This window comes from Lysobacter sp. Soil_N_23 (assembly GCF_057656135.1).
In genome coordinates, this window is record NZ_JBDGKY010000003.1 from 133,574 (window position 1) to 150,264 (window position 16,691).

Annotated in this window: 17 protein-coding genes; 11 read left to right on the forward strand and 6 right to left on the reverse strand. The window is 68.5% G+C overall.

The genetic code is table 11. The annotated features are described in order from the left end of the window. Nucleotides 1-7 precede the first annotated feature (7 nt). Nucleotides 8-484 (forward strand): tripartite tricarboxylate transporter TctB family protein, encoded by a 477-nt coding sequence (locus AC3A3X_RS03895; protein ID WP_487581738.1) that lies wholly within the window; start codon nt 8-10, stop codon nt 482-484. A 19-nt stretch (nt 485-503) separates the two neighbouring features. After that, nucleotides 504-1,988 (forward strand): tripartite tricarboxylate transporter permease, encoded by a 1,485-nt coding sequence (locus AC3A3X_RS03900; RefSeq protein ID WP_487581739.1) that lies wholly within the window; start codon nt 504-506, stop codon nt 1,986-1,988. 90 nt (nt 1,989-2,078) lie between these two features. On the opposite strand, the gene AC3A3X_RS03905 is transcribed toward AC3A3X_RS03900, so the two are convergent. Both AC3A3X_RS03905 and rsgA read right to left on the reverse strand, forming a co-directional pair. Then, entirely contained in the window at nt 2,079-3,341 is a 1,263-nt protein-coding gene (locus AC3A3X_RS03905; protein WP_487581740.1) for a flavohemoglobin expression-modulating QEGLA motif protein, read from the reverse strand. Nucleotides 3,342-3,454: 113 nt separating this feature from the next. Next, a complete protein-coding gene (rsgA, locus tag AC3A3X_RS03910) occupies nt 3,455-4,597 on the reverse strand; it encodes a ribosome small subunit-dependent GTPase A (protein ID WP_487581741.1) in 1,143 nt (380 codons plus the stop codon). A gap of 268 nt (nt 4,598-4,865) precedes the next feature. Between rsgA and AC3A3X_RS03915 the strand changes: the two genes are divergently transcribed. The 3 genes from AC3A3X_RS03915 to AC3A3X_RS03925 are packed head-to-tail and all read left to right on the forward strand — an operon-like array spanning nt 4,866 to nt 7,464. Further along, on the forward strand, nt 4,866-6,119 hold the full coding sequence (locus AC3A3X_RS03915) for an aminotransferase class I/II-fold pyridoxal phosphate-dependent enzyme (RefSeq protein WP_487581742.1): 1,254 nt from the start codon (nt 4,866-4,868) through the stop codon (nt 6,117-6,119). 5 nt (nt 6,120-6,124) lie between these two features. Beyond that, nucleotides 6,125-6,757, forward strand: coding sequence for an SGNH/GDSL hydrolase family protein (locus tag AC3A3X_RS03920; RefSeq protein WP_487581743.1), 633 nt, complete (start codon nt 6,125-6,127; stop codon nt 6,755-6,757). Next, nucleotides 6,754-7,464, forward strand: a complete 711-nt coding sequence (locus AC3A3X_RS03925; RefSeq protein ID WP_487581744.1) for a methyltransferase domain-containing protein — start codon at nt 6,754-6,756, stop codon at nt 7,462-7,464. Before AC3A3X_RS03920 ends, AC3A3X_RS03925 begins: the two co-directional genes overlap by 4 nt. A gap of 69 nt (nt 7,465-7,533) precedes the next feature. On the opposite strand, the gene AC3A3X_RS03930 is transcribed toward AC3A3X_RS03925, so the two are convergent. After that, nucleotides 7,534-8,319, reverse strand: a complete 786-nt coding sequence (locus AC3A3X_RS03930; RefSeq protein ID WP_487581745.1) for a polysaccharide deacetylase family protein — start codon at nt 8,317-8,319, stop codon at nt 7,534-7,536. Between the two features lie 174 nt (nt 8,320-8,493). Here AC3A3X_RS03930 and grxD point away from each other — a divergent pair, with 174 nt between their 5' ends. Further along, nucleotides 8,494-9,420, forward strand: coding sequence for a Grx4 family monothiol glutaredoxin (gene grxD, locus AC3A3X_RS03935; protein WP_487581746.1), 927 nt, complete (start codon nt 8,494-8,496; stop codon nt 9,418-9,420). 97 nt (nt 9,421-9,517) lie between these two features. Here grxD and AC3A3X_RS03940 read toward each other — a convergent pair whose 3' ends face one another. Both AC3A3X_RS03940 and AC3A3X_RS03945 read right to left on the reverse strand, forming a co-directional pair. Beyond that, on the reverse strand, nt 9,518-10,069 hold the full coding sequence (locus AC3A3X_RS03940) for a DUF924 family protein (RefSeq protein WP_487581747.1): 552 nt from the start codon (nt 10,067-10,069) through the stop codon (nt 9,518-9,520). Between the two features lie 2 nt (nt 10,070-10,071). Further along, entirely contained in the window at nt 10,072-10,638 is a 567-nt protein-coding gene (locus tag AC3A3X_RS03945) for a lysozyme inhibitor LprI family protein (protein WP_487581748.1), read from the reverse strand. A 234-nt stretch (nt 10,639-10,872) separates the two neighbouring features. Between AC3A3X_RS03945 and AC3A3X_RS03950 the strand changes: the two genes are divergently transcribed. Then, the gene (locus AC3A3X_RS03950) at nt 10,873-11,169 is read left to right on the forward strand and encodes a hypothetical protein (RefSeq protein WP_487581749.1); all 297 of its coding nucleotides are present in this window, start codon (nt 10,873-10,875) and stop codon (nt 11,167-11,169) included. A 253-nt stretch (nt 11,170-11,422) separates the two neighbouring features. Here AC3A3X_RS03950 and AC3A3X_RS03955 read toward each other — a convergent pair whose 3' ends face one another. Next, nucleotides 11,423-12,199: an AMP nucleosidase gene (locus AC3A3X_RS03955; RefSeq protein WP_487581750.1), complete on the reverse strand. Its 777-nt coding sequence runs from the start codon at nt 12,197-12,199 to the stop codon at nt 11,423-11,425. A gap of 216 nt (nt 12,200-12,415) precedes the next feature. Here AC3A3X_RS03955 and AC3A3X_RS03960 point away from each other — a divergent pair, with 216 nt between their 5' ends. The 4 genes from AC3A3X_RS03960 to AC3A3X_RS03975 all read left to right on the forward strand — a co-directional run bounded on the left by AC3A3X_RS03960 (nt 12,416) and on the right by AC3A3X_RS03975 (nt 16,518). Continuing rightward, the gene (locus AC3A3X_RS03960; RefSeq protein ID WP_487581751.1) at nt 12,416-13,885 is read left to right on the forward strand and encodes an amidohydrolase; all 1,470 of its coding nucleotides are present in this window, start codon (nt 12,416-12,418) and stop codon (nt 13,883-13,885) included. A 122-nt stretch (nt 13,886-14,007) separates the two neighbouring features. Next, nucleotides 14,008-15,306 (forward strand): amidohydrolase family protein, encoded by a 1,299-nt coding sequence (locus AC3A3X_RS03965; protein WP_487581752.1) that lies wholly within the window; start codon nt 14,008-14,010, stop codon nt 15,304-15,306. A 150-nt stretch (nt 15,307-15,456) separates the two neighbouring features. After that, nucleotides 15,457-15,861, forward strand: a complete 405-nt coding sequence (locus AC3A3X_RS03970; RefSeq protein ID WP_487581753.1) for a DUF1761 domain-containing protein — start codon at nt 15,457-15,459, stop codon at nt 15,859-15,861. A gap of 9 nt (nt 15,862-15,870) precedes the next feature. Further along, a complete protein-coding gene (locus tag AC3A3X_RS03975; protein WP_487581754.1) occupies nt 15,871-16,518 on the forward strand; it encodes a DsbA family protein in 648 nt (215 codons plus the stop codon). Nucleotides 16,519-16,691 lie beyond the last annotated feature (173 nt).

Here is a 16,691-nt window from a genome sequence, read left to right on the forward strand (position 1 = left end):
AGCTTCCATGACGACTCGACACGGTGCGCTGGTGCAGCGGCTGTTCGCCGGTGCCTGGCTGCTGGCCTGCATCGCCTTTGCGCTGATCGGCTGGAATTACCAGGCGCAGTACTCGTACGAACCGGTCGGCCCGCGCGCGTATCCGCTGCTCTGCCTGGGCCTGATGGCAGCGGGCCTGGCTTGGCTGATCGTGCGACCGCCCGCACTGGAACCCGGCGAGGACGGTGCACGGATGGAGGGCGCGCTGTTGCGCAAGGCGGCGCTGTGCATCGCGCTGCTGCTGGCCTATGCCGGGCTGTTCGAACCGCTCGGCTTCATCCTCGCCAGCGCGCTGGCCGGCAGCTTCATCGCCCTGCTGTACGGCGGTCGTCCCGTGCCCAGCGCGATTACCTGCTCGCTGCTGAGCGTCGCCCTGTACCTGCTGTTCGACCGCCTGCTTGAAGTGCCGCTGCCGCTGGGCGTGTTCGAGCAACTTTCCTTCTGACGGGCCTCGACGACACTCCATGGAAACTCTCAACCATCTCGGCCAGGGCTTCGGCGTGGCCCTGAGCCCGTACAACCTGATCACCGCATTGCTCGGCACGCTGATCGGAACCGTGGTCGGCCTGTTGCCCGGCATCGGACCGATCAACGGCGTGGCCCTGCTGATTCCGGTGGCGTATGCGCTGGGCATGCCGCCGGAGTCGGCGCTGATCCTGCTGGCCGCGGTCTACCTGGGCTGCGAGTACGGCGGCCGAATTTCCTCGATCCTGCTCAACATCCCCGGCGAGGCCTCGACGGTGATGACCACGCTCGACGGCTACCCGATGGCGCGCCAGGGCCTGGCCGGCGTGGCGTTGTCGCTGTCGGCGTGGAGTTCGTTCATCGGTGCCTTCATCGCCACCTGCGGCATGGTGCTGTTCGCGCCGCTGCTGGCGCGGTGGGCGATCGCCTTCGGGCCGGCCGAGTACTTCGTGCTGATGGTGCTGGCGATCGTCGCCCTCGGTGGCCTGGCCAACGAGCGACCACTGAAGACGCTGCTGGCGGCGCTGCTGGGCCTGTTCCTGTCGAGCGTCGGCATCGATGCCAACAGCGGCGTCTACCGCTTCACCTTCGACAGCCTGCACGTCGCCGACGGCATCCAGTTCGTGGTGCTGGTGCTGGGCCTGTTCTCCATCAGCGAGATCCTGCTGCTGCTGGAGAAGACCCACAGCGGCCACCGCATGGTCGAAGCCACCGGACGGATGCTGTTCAACGCGCGCGAAGCGGCGTCGGTGTTCTGGGTCAACCTGCGCTGCGGCGTGCTCGGATTCTTCATGGGCGTGCTGCCCGGTGCCGGCGCGACGCTGGCGAGCGCGGTGGCGTACATGTCCGAGAAGCGGCTGGCCGGCGGCAGCGGCCGGTTCGGCCAGGGCGACCTGCGCGGGCTGGCCGCGCCGGAAACGGCGATCGGCGGTGCCGCCTGCGGGGCCATGGTGCCGATGCTGACGCTCGGCGTGCCGGGTTCGGGTACGACGGCGGTGATGATCGGCGCGTTGAGCCTCTACAACATCACGCCCGGCCCGCTGCTGTTCCAGGAGCAGCCGCAGGTGGTGTGGGGGCTGATCGCCTCGCTGTTCGTCGCCAACGTCATGCTGATCATCCTCAACGTGCCGATGGTGCGCGTGTTCACCCGCATCCTGGCCGTGCCGAACTGGGCGCTGGTGCCGGCGATCGCGATCATCACCTCGATCGGCGTGTATGCGGTGCACGCGACCACCTTCGACCTGGTGCTGATGGTCACCATCGGCGTGCTGGGTTACATCCTGCGCAAGCTCGACTTTCCACTGTCGCCGGTGTTGCTGGGCTTCATCCTGGGCGGATTGATGGAGCAGAACCTGCGGCGGGCGCTGTCGATCTCGAACGGGGAGCTGGGGATCCTGTGGTCGAGCCCGATCACGATGGCGACCTGGGGGCTGGTGGCGGTGATGCTGGCGTTGCCGGTGTGGCGGGCCTGGCGCAGGCGGTGACCGCTATCGACTGTCGTCCCGAGCGCAGCGAGGGACCTGCTGTCTCGCCGCGCAAAGCAGATCCCTCGCTACGCTCGGGATGACAAAGCGTTAGAGCTCCGGCGCCTTCCCGTCCACCACGATCTTGTCCAACCGGATCCGGTTAGCGAACAGCGAGAACGCCAGCATCCCGGCCAGCCCGTTGGCTCGCGCCACCCAGTGCGGCAACCAGCGCGCCGGCTTGATCACCCCGTCGGCAAACAGCGGCTCGAAGCGCTGCACGTCGGTCAACGTCATCTTGCCGGCGAACAACCAGCGGCACAGCTGCAGCTTTCCGTCGCGCAACGCCCAGCGGAAGAACGTGTGCACGCCGACCAGGCCACGCAGGTACACGGTGTCCTTGGTGAAGGCGTGACCGCCGCTGGTCGGGACGCCGCGGAACACGCGCTGCGCCGAGGCGAAGCTGTCCTCCGGCGTTTGCCCGGCCGCGAGGAAATAGCGGAACACTTCGATGAAGTCGGCGCCGGACAGCGCCATCGCCACCGCCTCGATGCGCAGGCTGATGCGTTTCATGCGGCCGATGTCGATGCTGCCGGTGATCTGCTCGGCGAAGGTCGCCAGGCCTTCCTGGGTGGCGGTGATGCGCGGTGACGACAAGGCCAGGCTCGGTAGCACCGGCTGCTCGCGGCCGTTGAGCGCGGTCAACGAATGCACGAAGGCTTCGTGCTGCAGCAACTGGTGGCGGTCGTAGTCGCTGAAGGCGGCGCCGTGGCGCAGGCGGATGCGGGTGGCGCCGGCGGCGGCCTTGGCGATCAGGTCGGGGTCGAGTTCGACCGAGATGATGCGCCCGTCGAAGTAGTCGTCGAGTTCGCGCTGCAACTGCAGCTGCAACGCGGTCGCGGAGATGGTGACGTGTTCGGCCGGCGACATCAGCTCGCGGTCGAGCTCGTCGGCGATCGAGATGAAGTGCTGCGCCGCTTCGCGGGTGGTCGGGCCGTCGCCCGGCAGGGGCTCGTCGGGGCGGCCGAACAGCTGGATCGAGTGCTCGCAGACCGCGGCCGTGCCGAGCGACTCGCACAGTGCCGCGGCCTGCGACCAGCTGCGCGCCGAATCGATCAGGTACTGGCCCAGCGGGTGGTCCGGATCGGCCGCGTCGGCGATCGCCTCCATCTCGGCGCGCGTGGCGCTGAAATCCAGGCTCGGGTATTGGATCTGCGGCAGCTTGACCACGCCGCGCGCGAAGTCGGCCAGGAACGCGACCTCCTGGCCCGCTGGCCAACTGACCAGGGCCAGCAACCGCACATCCTTGGCCGCGGCGACCATGCGCGCATCGAGCGCGGCGTGATGGGCGATCTCGGGCGCGTGGTCGGTCATGCAACTTCCATCATCCCCGCGAAGGCGGGACCCAGTGGCTTGCACGGTGGTCACGCAGGACGACGCTGGGTTCCCGCCTTCGCGGGAATGACGGAAGAGGCGCGGTCCTGCCGTCAATGCTTCCCATACTTCTCGTCAAGCCGCTTGTTGAGCGACTTGCCCGCCACTTTTTCGTCCGCCTTCTGCGCGCGCCGGTGGGCCAGGCGGTTGGCGGCGCCGGCGACTTCGTCGCTGAGCTTGAGGTAGTTGGCGAAGCGTTGCGGGTCGAGCTTGCCGGCCTCGATGGCTTCGCGCACCGCGCAGCCGGGTTCGCGCGCGTGCTTGCAGTCGCGGAAGCGGCACTTCTCGGCCAGGGCTTCGACGTCGCTGAAGTTCTCTGCGACGTCTTCCTCGCCGGTTGGCTTGAGCTCGCGCATGCCAGGGGTGTCGATCAGGCAGGCGCCGGTCGGCAACGGGATCAGCGCGCGATGGGTGGTGGTGTGGCGGCCGCGCGAATCGCTCTCGCGTACTTCGCCGGTCTTCATCCGCTCGCTGCCGAGCAGAGTGTTGGTCAGGGTTGACTTGCCGGCGCCGGAGCTGCCGACCAGCACCGCGGTGCAGCCGGGCTGCAGCCACGGATTCAAGGCGGCGACACTTTCGGCGTCGCGGGCGTTGACCGCGCGCACGGCCACGCCCTGCGCGGCCAGCTCGACCAGCGCCGCCATCGCGCCGGGCAGCACTTCGGCGTCGGCCGCTTCGGCCTGGTCGGCCTTGGTCAGCACGACCACGGGCTCGACACCGCCACCACGGACCAACAGCAGGTAGCGCTCGATCCGGCGCGGGTTGAAGTCGGCATCCAGGCCGCAGACCACGAACACGGTGTCGACGTTGGCCGCGATCAGCTGTTGCTGGTAGTGCTCGCCGGCGGCGCCGCGCTTGATCGCGCTGCGGCGTGGCAGCAGGGCCACCGCCTTGCGGCCTTCCACCAGCAGCCAGTCGCCGACGCCCGGGCGCTGGTCGATGGTGACCGTGCCCTTGCGGTAGCCGGGCGGGCGCTGCCATTCGGGCAGGGACTCGACCGGGAAGCCGTGATCGGGGCCGTCGGAGACGATGTAGCCGCTGCGGTGTTGCTCGATGACCCGCGCCGGCCGCGCCTTGGGGAGTTCGGCCATCAGGTCGAGCCAGGACTGGTCTTGCTGGGAAATGCCGACAGGAACCGGCGAACTGGCCTTCAAAGGCCAGCCGATGGCCTGCAGGGCGTCGAAACCGGGGATCAAGACTTTGCGGCGGCTGGGTGCATGCCGGGATTCTAGCCGTCATCCCGAGTGCAGCGGCCAAGTGTCTTCCCGAGTGCAGCGAGGGAACTGCTGGCGGGGCGCCCAGGTTCGAGCACAAGCAGGTCCCCCGCTGCGCTCGGGACGACAGGTCGGTTACCGCTCACACCGTCGAAGTTGCGCCCAGATGCGCCGCATATGGGCCATTTCCGCTGCCGTTCGCGCCAGTTTCGGCTAGTCTGGCTTTCCGACCCCCAACTTGCCTTCAGCAATGTCCCAGTCCCCCGTGAAGACCCGCGAACGCCTGTCCGAAGTCCGCTACGAAATCCGCGGTGAACTGGCCCGGCGAGCCCGCGAACTGGAGGGCCAGGGGCGCAAGCTGATCAAGCTCAATATCGGCAATCCGGGCGCGTTCGGTTTCCGTGCTCCCGAGCACCTGCAGCGCGCGATCGCCGACCACATCAGCGACACCGACCCCTACACCCACCAGCAGGGCCTGCCGGCTGCGCGCGAAGCCATCGCCAGCTTCCACAAGCAGCGCGGCACGCCCAATGCGAGCCCGGAGCGCGTGTTCGTCGGCAACGGTGTCAGCGAACTGATCGACTTGTCGTTGCGCGCCTTGCTGAACCCGGGCGACGAAGTGCTGCTGCCCTCGCCCGATTACCCGCTGTGGTCGGCGGCGACCATCCTCAACGACGGTCGCCCGGTCTACTACCGCTGCCTGCCCGAGAACGGCTTCCTGCCCGACCCGGACGAGATCGCCTCGCTGGTGTCCAGCCGCACCCGCGCGATCGTGCTGATCAACCCCAACAACCCGACCGGCGCCGCCTACCCGCGCGAGCTGATCGAGAAGATCGTCGCGATCGCCGCGCGCCACAAGCTGCTGGTGATGTGCGACGAGATCTATGACTCCATTCTCTATGACGGCAACCAGTTCACCCCGATCGCGCCGATCGCCGGTGACCTGCCGTGCCTGTCGTTCGGCGGCCTGAGCAAGGTCCATCGCGCCTGCGGCTGGCGCGTGGGCTGGGCAGTGCTGTCGGGCGACCCGGTCGCCAGCGGCAACCTGCACCACGCCATGGACCTGCTCGGCGCGTTGCGCCTGTGCGCCAATGTGCCCGGGCAGTTCGCGATCGAGGCGGCGCTGCACGGCGAGGACACCATCGCGCCGCTGTGCGCGCCGGGCGGGCGTTTGTTCGAGGCACGCCGCGCGGTCATCGACAGCATCGCCGACAGCCGCCACCTGCAGCTGGTCGAACCGGCCGGTGCGCTGTATGCGTTCCCGGCGGTGACCGGTGCGGCGGCGCAGGGCTTCGACGATCACCGTTTCGCCCTGGAGCTGCTCGAAACCGAGGACGTGCTGGTGGTGCCCGGCTCCAGCTTCAACGTGCCCTACCGCAACCATTTCCGCGTCACCCTGCTGCCGCCGCCCGACGACCTGCGCGAAGTGTTCCGCCGCATCGAGCGCCTGCTCGACCGTTACGCGGACAGCGAGGCCGGGCAGGCGCAGGCGGCCGTGGCCTGATCGCAATGACCACCAGCGTTCCCGCCACCGCACTGTCCTACCTGGCGCTCGGCGACAGCTACACCATCGGTGAAGGTGTCGCCGCGGACGGTCGCTGGCCGCACCAGCTCGCGCATGCGCTGCGCGAGGAAGGCATCGCCCTGGCCGACCCGCGCATCATCGCCACCACCGGCTGGACCACCGACGAGCTGGCCTGGGGCATCGATGGCGCCGAACCGCTGGGCGAATGGGATTTCGTCAGCCTGCTGATCGGCGTCAACAACCAGTACCGCGGACGCAGCGCGGTCGAGTACCGCGGCGAGTTCGCGACCCTGCTCAAGCGCGCGATCGCGTTCGCCCGCGGCCGCGCCGACCGCGTGCTGGTGCTGTCGATCCCGGACTGGGGCGTGACCCCGTTCGTGAAGACCACCCAGGCCACGCCGGCCACCATTGCCGCCGAGCTCGACACGTTCAACGCCGCCGCGCAGGTGGTGTGCGAGGCGCACTGCGTGGCCTTCGTCGACATCACGCCGGTGTCGCGCGAGCGCGGCGGCGACGCGGAGATGCTCGCCGACGACGGGCTGCATCCGTCAGCGGCGATGTACGCGCAGTGGACGGCGCTGGCACTGCCGGTAGCGCGCGAGCTGCTGGCGCGATGAACGATTCCGGCGGCGCGACGACGCACGCTGCGACGGCGCCGCTGCCGGGCAAGCAGGCGCGTGCACTGGCCTCGGCCTTCCTGCCGCGCGAGCACTGGTACGGCCGCCGCGACTACTACTACGCCTGGAGCAAGTTCGGCACCGACCCGCTGTATCCCGGCGTCTGCGAGGCACTGCGCGGCACGCAGGCGCCCCTGCTCGATCTGGGCTGCGGGCTGGGCCTGCTCGCCCATGCGCTGCGCGCAGACGGCCAGCGCATGCCCTACCGCGGCTACGACAACGACGTCGGCAAGATCCTGCGCGCACGCAAGGCCGCGGCCCGCTGCGACCTGGGCGATGTGGCGTTCGAGACCGCCGACCTGGCGCAGGGCGTGCCCGCGCATCGTGGCAGCGTGGCCGTGCTCGACGTGCTGCAGTTCGTGCCGGTCGCGGCGCAGATGCACGCGATCGACCAGGCCATCGCGATGCTCACACCGGGTGCGAAGCTGGTGATCCGCACCGGACTGGCCGACGGCAGCCATCGCGCCCACGTCACGCGCTTCGTCGATGTCTTCGCCAAGGTCGTCGGCTGGATGAATGCCGCGCCGTTGAATTATCCGGATGCGGATGCCGTGCGTGCGCGCCTGGCCGAAGCGGGATTGAAAGCGACCTTCACCTCGCTGCGCGGGCGGACGCCATTCAACAACTGGCTGATCATCGCCGGCTGATTGCGCCGCCAAGGCTGTAGGAGCGAGCTTGCTCGCGATCGCCCTGGCGGTTCGCGAGCAAGCTCGCTCCTACCTCTGCGATTCCAGGTGCTCCGGCAGGACGGTGCGGTAGCCGCGCTGGTCCAGGCGGTCCAGCACCGCCGCCAGCGTCTCGACGTTGCGTCCATGACGTGCTCCTTCATGCAGCAGCACGATCGCGCCGGGTGCGAGGTCGCGTTCGATGCGCGCGGCCACGCCGGCCGGCTCCTGCATCACCGCGTCGAAGCCACGCGCCGACCAGGCCACGCGTGCCAGTCCATGCCGCTTGAGGGCGGCGGCCACAAACGGATTGGCCATGCCGACCACGGCGCGGAACCAGCGCGGCGGCGCGCCGGCCAGTTGCGTCAGCGCGGCCTGGGCGTCGTCGATCTGTGCCCGCATCGCCATCGGCGGCAGCGCCCAGAAGCGCGCCTGCGGATGGGTGTGGCTGTGCTGGCCGATGCCGTGGCCGCGGCGCGCGATTTCGCCAACCAGCTCCGGACGCGCCTGCGCGCGGTCGCCGACCAGGAAGAAGGTCGCGCGTGCGTTGCGGGCATCGAGCAGGTCGAGGATCGCCCGGGTGTCGTCGGAGGGGCCGTCATCGATGGTCAGCCAGACCACCGGCTCGGCCGTCGGCAGCCGCGTCAGCACCGGACTGAGCAGGCGCGACTGCGGCTTCAACGTGGCCCAGACCAGGGTCAGGTGACTGACCAGCAGTGCCGCCAGGCCGGGCTGCCAGCCCCATCGCCACCAGACCGCGACCACCGCCAGCTGCGAGGCAGCGAACAACCACGCCCAGGCGTGCGGGTGGCGGGGCGGGCGATGGAAGGAAGTCATCGCCCGATGGTAACGACCGAGGCCCTTGTGTAGGAGCGAGCTTGCTCGCGAAGGTTCTCGCGATAGCCGGACAGGGCTTTCGCGAGCAAGCTCGCTCCTACATCCGCCTGCAGCGGACTTGCCTCTCGCGGCCGCCGCCCCCACATGCACCACATCCCCTCAAGGCCAGACCCCATGTCCCTCGATCCCGCCCTGCGTTCGCGCATCGAAACCCTGCTGCAGTCCAACCGCGTCGTCCTGTTCATGAAGGGCGCGCCGCAGGCACCACAGTGCGGCTTCTCGGCCAAGGCGGTCGGCGTGCTCAACGCACTGCTGCCGCAGGGCTATGCCCACGTCGACGTGCTGTCGGACGCGGAAATCCGCGAGGGCATCAAGCAGTACGGCAACTGGCCGACGATTCCGCAGCTCTACATCGACGGCGAACTCATTGGCGGCAGCGACATCGTCGAGCAACTGGCCGGCAGCGGCGAGTTGCACGGCGTGCTCGGCCTGCCGGTGCCGGACCGCAGCCCGCCGCGTCTGACCATCACTCCTGCCGCAGTCGAGATGCTGCGCGGCGCCATCGCCAATGCCGGTGACGGCTACGCCGTCCAGCTCGACATCGACGCGCGCCACAACGCTCGTCTGCAGCTGGCGCCGGTGGATGCCAATGCGGTGGCGGTCGAACTCGATGGCGTACGCGTGCAGACCGACTGGCTGCAGGCGCGCCGCGCCGACGGCATCACCATCGACTGGGTCGATGACGAGCGTGGTCGTGGCCTGGTCGTGCACAACCCGCATGCGCCGCCGGCGGTGCAGTCGATCGCACCGGCCGAAGTGGCCGCCCGCGTCGCCGCAGGCACGCTGCGCCTGGTCGACGTGCGCCCGGCGCCGGAGCGCCAGCTGGCCAGCGTCGCGGTCGCCTTCGACAGCTTCGACAACGGCCTGGAGGCCCTCGAGGCCCTGCCCAAGGACACCGCGCTGGCGTTCCTGTGCCACCACGGTGGTCGCAGCCAGCAGGCGGCCGAGCATTTCCGCGACCTGGGCTTCCGCGAGGTCTACAACGTCGTCGGCGGCATCGACGCGTGGGCGGACATCGACGCGAGCGTGTCGAAGTACTGATCTGCCTGCTGCAATGTAGGAGCGAGCTTGCTCGCGATCACGCGCCGTAAAGGTCGGACGCGGCGATCGCGAGCAAGCTCGCTCCTACGCCGGTGGTTCAGGCGAAGCCGCCTCCTGCATCCAGGTAGGCCTGTTCTTCCGCCGTACTCGTCCGGCCCAGCTCGCGGTTGCGGTGTGGGAAGCGGCCGAAGCGCGCGATCACGTCGCGATGGCGACGCGCGTAGTCGAGGTAGTTCTGGCCCGACTCGCCGCCCATCGCTGACGTCAGCTCGACCGACCGCTCCTGGTCGGCGATCGCCTCGGAGTGTTCGAAGGGCATGTAGAAGAAAACGCGCAGCGCGGGATCGACCTGATGGTCGAAACCGCGTTCGATCGCGCGCGCGCTGTAGTGGCGCGCCAACGGATCGGTGGCGTAGGCATGACCGCTGCCGCGGAAGACATTGCGCGGGATCTGGTCGAGCAGGATCGTCAGCGCCAGCGCGCCCTCCGGCGTTTCCATCCAGTCTTCGAGTTCACGGCGTGCGGCGCGATGGTGCGCCGGCAGCCATTCCTCGCGGCAGCGCGCGTCGAAGGCCTCGTCGCGGGCGAACCAGCGCTCGTAACCTGATTGCTGCCAAAAGGCGAGGATGTCGTCGGGATAGATGTGCATGACTACACCGACTCGTCTGCCAACTGCGTTTCCAACTCGTTGATCCACAGTTCGGTCACGCTCTCCAGCGTCACCGCGTGGATCAGCGGGCGGATCGATCCGCCCGAGTACGACTGCGAGACGAAGCGCGCGTAACGGTCGCGGAACGCCAGCCAGCTGCGGTGGGCTTCGTCGAACACGGCCAGCGATTCGCCGTCGAGCTGCCGTCGCAGGTGCGCGACCACCGTGGCCAGGCGTGCCTCGACACGCTGCAACTCGCTGGCTGCCTGCTCGTTCATGTCGGACTGGGTCACGGCGGCATCGTCGCTCTGGCGGGCGACCTCCTCGGCCTTGGTGAAGTAGTTGTCGGCGATGCGCGCGGCGGTCTCGGCCTTGCCGATCAGGCGCTGCTCGAACTGGCGCAGGTCGTCCAGGTTGGTGTTGGTGCTGTCCAGGCCCTGCTTGAGGTCCAGCAGCTTCTGGTTGCGCTCGATCGCCTCGACCGCGCCACGGCGCTCGACGCGGCGCTGGACGAAGTAGAACAGCCAGGTCAGCGCCGCACCCACGAACAGATAGATGAATTTCTCCATGCCCCCTCCCCAGCCTCCAGTCGAACTTCCAGGTCGATAGTGTGCCCGCGGGGCGTCGCAGGTTCTGCGATGCCCGGCAGCCAGACTCCCGGACGCGGCTCCACTACACGGCCTTCACAGGGCCTGCACAAGAGTGAACGCCCCCGCCGGACGCTCAGGCGCCCGTCACCCGGCCACCGCCGTGTTTCCACGACCATGCTTTCACCGCGTACGTCACCTCCAGAGGGAACAACCATGAAGCAGTCTGTTGTCGCAGCCCTGTTGCTTGTTGGCCTGCTCGCTCCGCATGCCACCGGTGCGCAGAGCATCCAGTGCGTCCTGATCTGCAATCCGCCCCGTATGTTCTGCTTTCCGGCCGGAACGCTGCCGCCGATAAAGAAGGTCTGCCCGCAGATCAATTCCGAGACGCCGGCCCCGCAATCGGTGCTGACCGCGCCGGCACAGTCGACGGCCGCCAAGAGCGCCTGTTCGGCCGTGTCGGTGTTCAACGAGGAAACGCAGAGCTACGAATGGGAGATGGATTGCAGCTGATCGCGCCGCGGTTCGTGCACATGAAGAAGGCCGGCGCGATGCCGGCCTTTTTTATGGAGCAACGTCCATGGGTTCCCGCCTTTGCGGGAATGACGAGCATCAGAGCAACGTCGCTGGGTCCCCGCCTTCGCGGGGATGACGGTTTTCTTGAGCCCCTCTCCCGCGTGCGGGAGAGGGGTTGGGGTGAGGGCCACCGAAGACCGGGAAACAAAGCATCGAAGCGTCGTCCGCAGACGAAGAAGGCCCGCGACTGTTACTCGTCGAATCGCAGATGCCGCACCGACTTGCCATTGCGACGGATCAGCCGCAATGCCTCGATGCCGACATTGATGTGGTTGTCGACGTAGTCGGAACTCACGCGCGCATCGGAGGCCTCGGTCTTGACGCCTTCCGGGATCATCGGCTGGTCGGAAACCAGCAGCAGCGCGCCGCAGGGAATGCGGTTGGCGAAACCGGCGGCGAAGATCGTCGCCGTCTCCATGTCGATGGCCATGCATCGCATGGTGCGCAGGCGCTCCTTGAAGGCCTCGTCGTGCTCCCAGACACGACGGTTGGTGGTGAACACCGTGCCGGTCCAGTAATCGTGGCCGAGATCGCGGATCATCGTCGAGACCGCACGCTGCAGCGCGAACGCCGGCAGCGCCGGCACCTGCGGCGGCAGGTAGTCGTCGCTGGTGCCTTCGCCGCGGATCGCCGCGATCGGCAGTATCAGGTCGCCGAGCTGGTTCTTCCGCTTCAGTCCACCGCACTTGCCCAGGAACAGCACCGCCTTGGGCATGATCGCGCTGAGCAGGTCCATCATCGTCGCCGCGTTCGGGCTGCCCATGCCGAAGTTGATCATGGTGATGCCGTCGGCGGTGGCACTGGGCATCGGCCGGTCCAGGCCGATCACTTCGGCCCCGGTCAGGCGGGCGAAGGTGTGCAGGTAGCCGCCGAAGTTGGTCAGCAGGATGTGCTCGCCGAACTGGTCCAGGGGCACGCCGGTGTAGCGCGGCAACCAGTTGTCTACGATCTGTTCCTTGTCTTTCACGTACGTGTTCCTCGCGTTGTCTCTTGCCGGGGCCAGCGTGCTGGCACGTATGACAAGCTCCAACGCCCGGTCGCCAGCCTTGCTGGCGCCTACCAGGGCGGGGCTGCCTGGAGCTGCATTCTCTCACGCCCGGGCATGACCTTCGTCGGGTTTGCACGAAAGGTCGGCCGCGGCTAGGGTGCGGATTCGTTGTCCGTGCCACCTCCGGGGAAAACCATGTTCCGACCTCTGGCCGCCGCGCTCGCCGCGGTGCTTTCCGTCGGCGTCGCCCAAGCGGCCTCGCCTGACGCGCCCGCTTCCAAGCCGTCGTCCTCACGATCGCGCTTCGTCGAAGACCCCTACCCCAGCACCTACCGCGCGATCGCGGCCGGCCCGGTCCTGATCGAGCACGCCACGGTGCTGACCGGCACCGGCCAGCGCCTCGACAACGCCGACGTGCTGCTGCAGGACGGCAAGGTGGTCGCGGTCGGCGGCGCGCTGCAGGCGCCAGCCAACGCCACCCGCGTCGACGGCAACGGCAAGTGGGTGACGCCGGGCATCATCGACGTGCATTCGCACCTTGGCGTGTACCCCGCCCCGGGTGTGAGCGCGCACAGCGACGGCAACGAAATGACCGGCGCGGTCACCGCCAACGTCTGGGCCGAGCATTCGATCTGGCCACAGGATCCCGGATTCGCCGCGGCACTGGCCGGCGGCATCACCTCGCTGCAGGTGCTGCCGGGCTCGGCCAACCTGGTCGGCGGCCGCGGTGTGACGCTGAAGAACGTCGCCGCCACCACCTATCAGGCGATGAAGTTTCCCGACGCGCCGTGGGGCCTGAAGATGGCCTGCGGCGAGAACCCCAAGCGTGTCTACGGCCAGAAGAGCGGCCCGGCCACGCGCATGGGCAATGTCGCCGGCTATCGCGCCGCCTTCATCGACGCCAGCGAATACCTCCGCAAGAGCGGCGGCGGCAAGAAGAACGACGAGGCGGCGAAGAAGAAGCACTGGTGGCAGTCGGGCAACGGCAACGGCGCCGACAGCGAAAAGGACACCGGCGGCAAACGCGACCTCAAGCTCGACACGCTGGCCGGCGCCATCAACGGCGACATCCGCGTGCACATCCACTGCTACCGCGCCGACGAGATGGCGATCATGCTCGACCTGGCCAAGGAGTTCGGCTTCAAGGTCGCCGCGTTCCACCATGGCGTGGAGGCCTACAAGCTGGCCGACCGCCTCGCCAGCGAAGGCGTCTGCGCGGCGCTGTGGGCCGACTGGTGGGGCTTCAAGATGGAAGCCTTCGACGGCATCCAGGAGAACATCGCCATCGTCGACCGCCCGGCCAACAGCTGCGCGATCGTCCACTCCGATTCCGACGAGGGCATCCAGCGCCTCAATCAGGAGGCGGCCAAGGTGATGGCGCACGCCAGGCTCGCCGGCATGGACATCGCGCCCGAGCGCGCGATCGGCTGGCTGACCCGCAACGCCGCACAGGCGCTGGGCATCCTCGAGCAGACCGGCACGCTGGAGCCGGGCAAGATGGCCGACGTGGTGGTCTGGAACGGCAATCCCTTCAGCGTGTATGCGCACGCCGAGCAGGTCTACATCGACGGAGCGCGCGTGTTCGATCGCAATGACCGCAACCGCCAGCCGGTGTCGGATTTCATGCTGGGACAGGGCGCCGCGGCGCAGGGAGGTGTGCTGTGAGGACGAGTCGTCATTCCCGCGCAGGCGGGAACCCAGTGCCTTGCGCACTGCATGCAACTCCAAAGCAACGCCGCTGGGTCCCCGCCTTCGCGGGGATGACGGGTAGAGCGGTGCTGACGGGGATGACGGGTAGGGCAGTGCTGACGATCGGCCTGGGCATTTCCTCGCTCGGCGCATCCGCCCAGGACCTGCTGATCCGCAACGCCACCGTCCACACCGCGTCCGCTCAGGGCACGCTGAGCAACGCCGACGTGCTGGTCAGCGGCGGCACCATCCGCGCCGTCGGCACCGGCCTGGCCGCGCCCGCCGGCGCGCAGGTGATCGATGCCCAGGGCAAGCCGCTGACGCCGACGCTGTTCGGCGGCATCACCGAGATCGGCCTGGAAGAGGTGTCGGGCGAGAAGGCGACCAACGATGAGACCCTGACCCTCGGCGCCGAAACCAAGCAGATGACGGTGCGCCCGGAGTTCGACGTGACCCTGGCCTACAACCCCGACTCGGTGCTGGTGCCGGTGACGCGGATCGAAGGCATCGGCTGGACATTGCTCGGTGCCGGCACCGGCGCCGGTGGTTCGATTGTGGCCGGCCAGGGCGGCGTGGTGCGACTGGACGGCAGCGCCGACCCGGTCGGGCCGCGCGAACTGTTCCTGCGCATCGGTGGCGACGCGATCGGCCTGAGCGGCAACTCGCGTGCCGCGCAATGGATGATCCTCGACCAGCTGATCGACGAAGTGCGCGGGCGCATCCCGGCCGACGCCAACGCCGCGCTGCTGACGCCGGCCGGACGCTCGACGCTGGCGCGCTACATCGGCGGCGGTGGTCGCGTGGTGGTCGCGGTCGATCGCGCCGCCGACATCCGCCAGTTGCTGCGCTGGTCGGCCCGCCACAATGTCCGCATCGCCATCGCCGGCGGTGCCGAGGCCTGGCGCATGGCACCGCAGCTGGCCGCAGCCAAGGTGCCGGTGTTCGTCAACCCGCTCGGCAACCTGCCCTACGATTTCGACCAGATCGGCGCGACCATGCTCAACGCCGCGCGCCTGCGTGCCGCCGGCGTCGCGGTGGGCTTCTCGCAGTCAGGCGATGCCTCGCACAACGCGCGCAAGATCCGCCAGCTGGCCGGCAATGCCGTTGCCAACGGCCTGCCCTGGGACGATGGCCTGGCCGGCCTGACCCGGGTCCCGGCCGAAGCCTTCGGCGTGGCCGACCGCATGGGCAGCATCGCGCCGGGCAAGCGCGCCGACCTGGTGCTGTGGAGCGGCGACCCGCTCGAAGTCAGCGCGGTGGCCCTGCAGGTGTGGATGGACGGTCGCGCGATCGAGATGCGCAGCCGCCAGACCGAACTGCGCGACCGCTACCTCCACTCGTCCACGCCGGCGGAGAACGGTGGGCTGCCGCGGGCGTATCCGCAGGCAGGACGCTAGCGCTATCAACCGGCATATCCATGCGTAGGAGCGAGCTTGCTCGCGATGAGGCGTATCCAGGCCTGGGTGCGCTTTCGCGAGCAAGCTCGCTCCTACAAACGATAGGCGGAGCGGTATGCTGCCGGTAATCGCGACAACACGAAGGACGCCATGACCCTGCCCCAAGTCGACTTCAACTGGCTGGCGGTGATCGCCGCGGCCGTCTCCGCCTTCGTCCTGGGCGGGATCTGGTACGGGCCGTTGTTCAAGCAGGCCTGGTGCCGCGAGGCCGGCATCGACCCCAACAGCGCTCCGCCGCATCCGAGGCTGACCTTCGCCACCGCCTTCGGCTGCAGCCTGCTGGCGGCGCTGATGTTCGCCATTGCCCTGCCGCCGGAAGCCGGTCCGGCCGATGGTTTCGGCGCCGGCTTCGTGGTCGGCCTGTTCTTCGTTGCCATGAGCTTCGGCATCAACTACGCCTTCGCCCAGCGCAGCGTCAAGATGTGGATGATCGACGCCGGTTACCACATCGCGCAGTTCAGCCTGTACGGGCTGATCCTCGGCGCCTGGCACTGAGCCACGACCATGAGCGCGACACCGCTGGTCTGGTATTTCGACTTCATCTCGCCGTTCTCTTACCTGCAGTGGCAGAAGCTCAAGCCGCTGCTGCGCGAGTTCGAGCGCGAGGGGACGCCGGTGCAGCTGGTGCCGATCGTGTTCGCCGCGGTGCTCGACGCCTGCGGCCAGAAGGGTCCGGCCGAGATCCCGGGCAAGCGTGAATTCACCTACCGCCACGTGCTGTGGCTGGCGCGCCAGCAGGGCGTGCCGTTGCGGTTTCCGCCGGCGCATCCGTTCAATCCGCTGGCGGCACTGCGCCTGAGCATCGCCGCGGGCAATACGCCCGAAGCGGTCGATTCGATCTACGACTGGCTGTGGGCGCAGGGCCGCGCCGGCGACAGCATGGAAGCGCTGGTGCCGCTGATGGCGGTGCTCGACGTCCCCGCCGAGGAACTCGACGCGGCGCCGACCAAGGCGGCACTGCGTGCCAACACCGATGCGGCCATCGCCGCCGGCGTCTACGGCGTGCCGACCCTGGCCGTACGCGGCGAGCTGTTCTGGGGCAATGACGCGCACGAGTTCGCCCTGGCGACGCTGCGCGAACCGGCGGTCCTCGACGACGCCGAAATGCAGCGGGTGTCGCAGCTGCCGGTCGGGTTGCAGCGCCGGCGCTGAGCCGGTTTGTCGTTGTCGTCCCGAGCGCAGCGAGGGATCTGTTTTCCGGGGCGCAACAGCAGGTCCCTCGCTGCGCTCGGGACGACAGTCGGGTCACCCGTTCAGATTTCGCCGAAGCGCCTTTCGCGCAGTTCTTTGCTGCACCCGCAGCGAGACGCAAGCCGCGAAGCAGG

Bases quoted from the DNA above. Each gene is read 5' to 3' on its own strand.
- AC3A3X_RS03895 (WP_487581738.1), top strand. From the start codon at position 8: ATGACGACTCGACACGGTGCGCTGGTGCAGCGGCTGTTCGCCGGTGCC.
- AC3A3X_RS03900 (WP_487581739.1), top strand. From the start codon at position 504: ATGGAAACTCTCAACCATCTCGGCCAGGGCTTCGGCGTGGCCCTGAGC.
- AC3A3X_RS03905 (WP_487581740.1), bottom strand. From the start codon at position 3,341: ATGACCGACCACGCGCCCGAGATCGCCCATCACGCCGCGCTCGATGCG.
- AC3A3X_RS03915 (WP_487581742.1), top strand. From the start codon at position 4,866: ATGTCCCAGTCCCCCGTGAAGACCCGCGAACGCCTGTCCGAAGTCCGC.
- AC3A3X_RS03920 (WP_487581743.1), top strand. From the start codon at position 6,125: ATGACCACCAGCGTTCCCGCCACCGCACTGTCCTACCTGGCGCTCGGC.
- AC3A3X_RS03925 (WP_487581744.1), top strand. From the start codon at position 6,754: ATGAACGATTCCGGCGGCGCGACGACGCACGCTGCGACGGCGCCGCTG.
- AC3A3X_RS03930 (WP_487581745.1), bottom strand. From the start codon at position 8,319: ATGACTTCCTTCCATCGCCCGCCCCGCCACCCGCACGCCTGGGCGTGG.
- grxD (WP_487581746.1), top strand. From the start codon at position 8,494: ATGTCCCTCGATCCCGCCCTGCGTTCGCGCATCGAAACCCTGCTGCAG.
- AC3A3X_RS03940 (WP_487581747.1), bottom strand. From the start codon at position 10,069: ATGCACATCTATCCCGACGACATCCTCGCCTTTTGGCAGCAATCAGGT.
- AC3A3X_RS03945 (WP_487581748.1), bottom strand. From the start codon at position 10,638: ATGGAGAAATTCATCTATCTGTTCGTGGGTGCGGCGCTGACCTGGCTG.
- AC3A3X_RS03950 (WP_487581749.1), top strand. From the start codon at position 10,873: ATGAAGCAGTCTGTTGTCGCAGCCCTGTTGCTTGTTGGCCTGCTCGCT.
- AC3A3X_RS03960 (WP_487581751.1), top strand. From the start codon at position 12,416: ATGTTCCGACCTCTGGCCGCCGCGCTCGCCGCGGTGCTTTCCGTCGGC.
- AC3A3X_RS03965 (WP_487581752.1), top strand. From the start codon at position 14,008: ATGACGGGTAGGGCAGTGCTGACGATCGGCCTGGGCATTTCCTCGCTC.
- AC3A3X_RS03970 (WP_487581753.1), top strand. From the start codon at position 15,457: ATGACCCTGCCCCAAGTCGACTTCAACTGGCTGGCGGTGATCGCCGCG.
- AC3A3X_RS03975 (WP_487581754.1), top strand. From the start codon at position 15,871: ATGAGCGCGACACCGCTGGTCTGGTATTTCGACTTCATCTCGCCGTTC.